The 4,987-nt window shown below is 67.8% G+C and carries 10 protein-coding genes; 5 read left to right on the top strand and 5 right to left on the bottom strand.

Annotated elements, in window-relative coordinates; genetic code table 11:
* Positions 1 to 38 precede the first annotated feature (38 nt).
* Positions 39 to 1,034, bottom strand: coding sequence for a GTP-binding protein (locus RWP81_RS14200; RefSeq protein ID WP_314457162.1), 996 nt, complete (start codon positions 1,032 to 1,034; stop codon positions 39 to 41).
* A 79-nt stretch (positions 1,035 to 1,113) separates the two neighbouring features.
* Here RWP81_RS14200 and ykgO point away from each other — a divergent pair, with 79 nt between their 5' ends.
* From ykgO to RWP81_RS14215, 3 genes are all read left to right on the top strand, one after another.
* Complete coding sequence (ykgO, locus tag RWP81_RS14205) at positions 1,114 to 1,236, top strand: type B 50S ribosomal protein L36 (protein ID WP_055959003.1); 123 nt, start codon at positions 1,114 to 1,116, stop codon at positions 1,234 to 1,236.
* 91 nt (positions 1,237 to 1,327) lie between these two features.
* Positions 1,328 to 1,636 (top strand): helix-turn-helix transcriptional regulator, encoded by a 309-nt coding sequence (locus tag RWP81_RS14210; protein ID WP_055959000.1) that lies wholly within the window; start codon positions 1,328 to 1,330, stop codon positions 1,634 to 1,636.
* Positions 1,633 to 1,929 (top strand): hypothetical protein, encoded by a 297-nt coding sequence (locus tag RWP81_RS14215; RefSeq protein WP_055958998.1) that lies wholly within the window; start codon positions 1,633 to 1,635, stop codon positions 1,927 to 1,929. Before RWP81_RS14210 ends, RWP81_RS14215 begins: the two co-directional genes overlap by 4 nt.
* A gap of 127 nt (positions 1,930 to 2,056) precedes the next feature.
* Here RWP81_RS14215 and RWP81_RS14220 read toward each other — a convergent pair whose 3' ends face one another.
* From RWP81_RS14220 to RWP81_RS14235, 4 genes are all read right to left on the bottom strand, one after another.
* Entirely contained in the window at positions 2,057 to 2,281 is a 225-nt protein-coding gene (locus tag RWP81_RS14220; protein WP_055958994.1) for an RNA-binding S4 domain-containing protein, read from the bottom strand.
* Positions 2,282 to 2,303: 22 nt separating this feature from the next.
* On the bottom strand, positions 2,304 to 2,660 hold the full coding sequence (locus RWP81_RS14225) for an antitoxin (RefSeq protein WP_314457166.1): 357 nt from the start codon (positions 2,658 to 2,660) through the stop codon (positions 2,304 to 2,306).
* A gap of 65 nt (positions 2,661 to 2,725) precedes the next feature.
* A complete protein-coding gene (locus tag RWP81_RS14230; protein ID WP_314457167.1) occupies positions 2,726 to 3,190 on the bottom strand; it encodes a helix-turn-helix domain-containing protein in 465 nt (154 codons plus the stop codon).
* A 71-nt stretch (positions 3,191 to 3,261) separates the two neighbouring features.
* Positions 3,262 to 3,831, bottom strand: coding sequence for a DUF1697 domain-containing protein (locus RWP81_RS14235; RefSeq protein WP_314457169.1), 570 nt, complete (start codon positions 3,829 to 3,831; stop codon positions 3,262 to 3,264).
* A 209-nt stretch (positions 3,832 to 4,040) separates the two neighbouring features.
* Here RWP81_RS14235 and RWP81_RS14240 point away from each other — a divergent pair, with 209 nt between their 5' ends.
* A complete protein-coding gene (locus RWP81_RS14240) occupies positions 4,041 to 4,331 on the top strand; it encodes a hypothetical protein (RefSeq protein WP_314457171.1) in 291 nt (96 codons plus the stop codon).
* Positions 4,332 to 4,334: 3 nt separating this feature from the next.
* A complete protein-coding gene (locus RWP81_RS14245; RefSeq protein ID WP_314457173.1) occupies positions 4,335 to 4,517 on the top strand; it encodes a hypothetical protein in 183 nt (60 codons plus the stop codon).
* Positions 4,518 to 4,987 lie beyond the last annotated feature (470 nt).

A 4,987-nucleotide genomic window follows, 5' to 3' on the forward strand; every position in this document is an offset into this window, starting at 1 on the left:
GTGCCGCACCCTCATGACCGCGCCGACGACCGCCGCGGTCAGTCGGTGGCATCCGGAATCGACGAGTCCACCGCGGGCCAGGCCGGGAGCGGGTCGGCGAAGGTCACCCACGTCGCGGGACCCGCGGCCAGCTCGTCATCGGTCAGTGCGGCTCGGTCGAGCAGGTGCGCGAGCTTCGGAGCCGACAGGTCGAGGCCGGTGAAGACGAGCTCCTGGCCCATACCCATGCGTCCGTCGTCCGTTCCGAGCGGCTCGATCCACATGGCCGATCCGACGTGTTCCCACCGAGCGAGGATGCCGGGACGCGACGCCAACCGACAGAATCCGGCCGAGCGCACGAGGCGTCCGGCGGCGCCGTCGTCGAGACGGTCGAGCGTGGCCGACAGACGTGCGGGGTGGAAGGGGCGCAACTGCTCGTAGTGCAACGTCATGACGCGGTTGTCGCGCATGTACGGGTCATGCTGGCCGTTCAGCGCGTGGACCCAGCCGGCGCGCTCGAGGATCTCTCCGGAGTGCACGGCTTCCGACCGCAGGTCGCTGACCGGGTCGCGCGAGAGCCTCACGACGGCGGTCGGGTTGAGGTGAGACGCGAGGGCCATCTGGACGGCGAGCGCCGCGGTCGGCACCTGTTCCCAGTTGATCCAGACGATCCGTGTCGCCAGCTCCAGCGCGAGCGCGGCCTGCCGTGCCCGCGCTCCCACGTCTCCGCGCGGATCGCCAGAGCGAACGGATGCCACGAGCGGGGCATCGTCGAGAAGGTCGCCGATCATGTGACGGGCGTCCACCACGCAGACCGCTTCGACCTCGATGCCGCCGCGCGCACCGATCGCGTGGACGAGGTCGACATCGCTCCCCAGGTCGACGACGGCGGTCTCCGTCTCGGCGCGCGAGCGGGGGTGGGGGAGCGCGTGCGGGGAGCGAAGGTCGGCCAACCGCAAGAGGTGCAGGGGGCGGTCGAGCGCGACGGCGGTGCGCTCGGCGTAGGCACGGCGTTCGGGGGCGCAGACGCCCAGGACGGCGATGGTGCGACTCATGGCATCCACCTCTCGTTTGTCAGGGAGCTTCCGACACCCTACCGTGTTGATGAGAACGATTATCAACAAGGAGGATGTCATGAAGGTTCGCGCATCGATCGCGTCGCTGAAGAAGCAACCGGGAGCGCAGGTGGTGCGCCGCCGCGGCAAGGTGTTCGTCATCAACAAACTCAATCCGCGGTTCAAGGGGCGGCAAGGGTGACTTCCGCGCGGTCTCGATAACGCGAACGAGAACCGTTCCCGGTTGCGTGAACACATTGCAATCTCTGCATGTGTGTGGTCTCGTGGATGCCGTGGACAAGATCGCCGGGCTCGACGAGGCCGCCGAGCTGTTCAAGGTTCTCGGCAACGAGTCGCGTCTCGCGCTCGTGTGGCTGCTGAGCCGTGAACCGCTCACTGTCGGCGCGCTCGCCGACCGGGCCGGATTGTCGCAACCGCTGGTGTCGCAACACCTGCGCACCCTGCGGCAGGCGGGTCTGGTGAGCTCGGAGCGCGAGGGGAAAGAGATCCGTTACGCCCTCGCCGACCAGCACGTCGCGCACGTCGTGCTCGACGCGATCGCCCACGTCCAGGAACCGAACGACCAGGGGAACGAACAATGAGCACCGCTGAGACCCACGCCGAGCACTCCGTCGACGAGCACGCCCACGGCGACGACTGCGGCCACCAGAAGATCGAGCACGGCGACCACATCGACTACGTGCACGGCACCCACCACCACGCCCTGCACGGCGACCACTACGACGAGCACGAGTCGAAGGCCGAGCACGGGGTCGATGAGCACCGCCACGGCGACGACTGCGGGCACGAGAAGATCGCGCACGACGACCACGCCGACTACGTGCACGACGGACACCGTCACGCGCTGCACACCGATCACTACGACGAGCACTGAGGTGTGACGGCATCCCGAGTGCGGGGTGCCGGGTCGGGGGTCCGCTTCTCTCTCGGGGAGGCGGGCCCTTCGTCATGCGGGGTCTCGGCGCGCGCGGGAGGCGACCGATCGGTGCGAACAGGCGGGACTAGGCCTGCACGCGGAAGGAGCGCCCCTCGAACGTCACGACGTCGCCGACCTGCAACTGCCGCCCGCGTCGGCGGTCGATCTCACCGTTGACCTGGACGTAGCCGTCGATTATCGCCTCCTTGACGTCACCTCCGGAGTCGAGGACTCCGGCGAACTTCAGGAACGCGCCGAGGCGAATGCCCTCGGTCCCGATGAGGACATCCTGGGGCGTGGGGGAGGTCATCGCTCCAGTCTGACAGTCGTGCTCACGGCGCGGTCGAGTCGGACTCGCCGACTTGCGTGGCACGCCGCCACCGCGCGACGTACGGCGGCAGCTCGACGGTGAGGGACACCCACAAGAACTCGTCGTCCATTGCTCGATAGCCGGAGTGGGACGCGATGTTGCGCATCGTCCGGAGGGCCCGCACGACGTCGTCCGGGGTGCCCGCGAGGAAGTCCGCGAAGCCATCGACCTCGAAGAGGGCCGCCGCACGGATCACGGCCATGGAGCCGGATGCATAGGCGGGAGAGTTGCGGGTGAGGTCGCCCCTTCCGCCGCTTGTCGCATGCAGGATGAACGCATCGATCGCGTCGATGCTGTCCAGGAAGTTCTCCTGGGCCACGTCTCTCGCCGCACTCGCTGCCCGCGGAGCACGTACGAAACGTCTGGTCGGCGGTTCGGGATCTTTCACAGCGTCGCCATCGGCGTCAAGGCCAGGAATGCGGGACGTCGGTCATCGTCCACGATCACGTCTACGGGAAATCCCGTGAGTCCTTCGATGGCGTTCGTGAATGCGGCGATATCGAAGTATCCGCGGCCCCTGTCGACGCGAACGAGGAGATCGATGTCCGACGTGAAATGATCCGCGCCCGTCGCGACGGAGCCGAAGACACGGATGTCGCGAAGCCCGTATAGCGCTCCCACGTCGACGATCTCCTCAGCGTTCTCCTCGACGGCCAGGCTCGGGCGGTAGTCAGCGGCCAGAAGAAGGCGCCTCAGGGCGTCGTCGCTCGGGGTTCTCGTTCCCGTTTCGATCGCTGCGACGTTGGGCTGACTCATTCCCGCGGCCCGCGACAGCTCGGCCTGAGACATCCCTCGGTCGAGGCGCGCGGCGCGCACCAGCTGAGAAGCGCGGTTGCGGTCGAATCTCACGGTCACAATATACCTCCGTGGTATATATCTTACCCGCGGCCGTCATCGCCCGAAGTGGGGAAACGAGCGGACTAGGGGGCGGGCCCGTCATGGCTCGGCTCGAACTGGTGCTCGCCGGTCCGCGCCGTGGGGCAGCCGAGACGGTGGATCAGGCGGATGAGGGTCGGCAGCCCGCGCGAGGTCGCTGGAGCACCGGTCAGTCCTTCGATCACGGGCGTTGCGTTCGACTCGCGGTCCCGCTCGTTCACGGCGACGGTCCAGCCCACCTCTGCCTCAAGCAGTCGACACCGACGTCGGGCCGCCTCGCTCTCGGAGTGTCCGTCGAGCACGATGTGGACGGGGGCGTGCAACGTGAGTTCGCGCCGTGCGGCATCCTCCGCGTGACGGTGGACGTCGACGATGTCGGCGAGGTCCTCCCACGCCAGGGTGAAAACCTCTCGTTCGACGCCGGTCCGTGCAGCGAGGGCGCACATGGCGTCGGCGGCGAACGCCGCCTCCCCGGAGAACACGATCGTGCCGTTGCTCTGGAAGGGGGAGACATCATGGCATCCGGCATCGTGGAATGCGGCGACGAGATCCGCCGTCTGGACATGCCCGCGCTGACCTTGGTTGAGGTTGCGGACGAACGCGACGTGGAGCATGAGCGGAGGCTATCCCTGTGCCTCGGGGAAGTGGACGCGACGGCGGGAGTCGAACCCTACGCAGACCCGCTGAACTATCGTGTCGAGCCGCGGGAACCCCGGAAATTCGCGCTGCTTCGATCAAACCGTGAGCCCTGGTCACGGCTCGATCGCACGCGAACGTGGCCAAACTGTGGCCACGCCTGCACCCCACCGCTAGGGTCGCGGGCGTGACGATCTGGATTCTCGGACTCGACCTGGCGGCAGCGCTCACGCAGCTGATCGGCTTCACTCTGCTCATCGCCAAGGGGTTGCACGCGCGCCGGATGCTGCGCTCCGGAACGTGGGCCGTGATCGATGGCGGAACGCCTGGCGGCCGGACGCATCACGAGTACACGTTGCTGAGCGTCGTCGAGCTAGTTCTGCGCGACGCCGCCGGCACGTGGTGGGCGTTCGGGTTGATCGCGCTCGGGATAGTCGCGGGTGCGACATCGTCGATCGTGCAGTTCTTGGCCAGTTGACTCATGCACAAGCTCTACACGCCCGCAGAGGCCGCCGACGCGGCTCGTCGACACGTCGTCACGATCCGCCGAGATCTCGCGTCGCGGGTGCTGCACGGCACCCAGCACGTCCCGGGCGGCCGGTGGCTCATCGCCGAACCCTGCCTTGAGGCGTACGTGCGCGGAGAGCGGTGCATCCACGCCTGACAGCCCGCCTGTGGGTACGTGTGGGGTCGCGAGTGGGTACGCGCCCTCATCCGTAGGGCCGTAGGGCGCTCTGTGGGTACAGCGCTCAGCGCCTCTCTAAGCCCGCGGAATCCCGCGGCTCACCGGGATATGCGGGGGCGGGTTTGCGGGCGTTCTGTACCCACGCCAGGCCCTACGCGCCCTACGTTTTGTGTGGGATGAATCGGGGAGAGGGAGTTCTGGGCGGGGCGAGGGTGAGGAGGGGTCCGGGGGCCTGCAAAAAAACGGCGATGACTCCCGTGGGCGGGTGCCGTAGGGCTCACCGCGACACGTCGCGAGCGGCCACGGACTACATGTGCGGTCGGTCGATTCGATTCGTCGGCTGATGCGTTCTCGTCGTCGATCGAGATACTTCGATGCAGCGGCGCGCGTCGGGGGGTGGCACCGGGTGGTCGGGGTGGGGTGAGGGTGGGGCACGGTGTGGGTGGGTG

It is taken from the genome of uncultured Microbacterium sp. (assembly GCF_963521695.1).
In the GTDB taxonomy this organism is placed as follows: domain Bacteria; phylum Actinomycetota; class Actinomycetes; order Actinomycetales; family Microbacteriaceae; genus Microbacterium.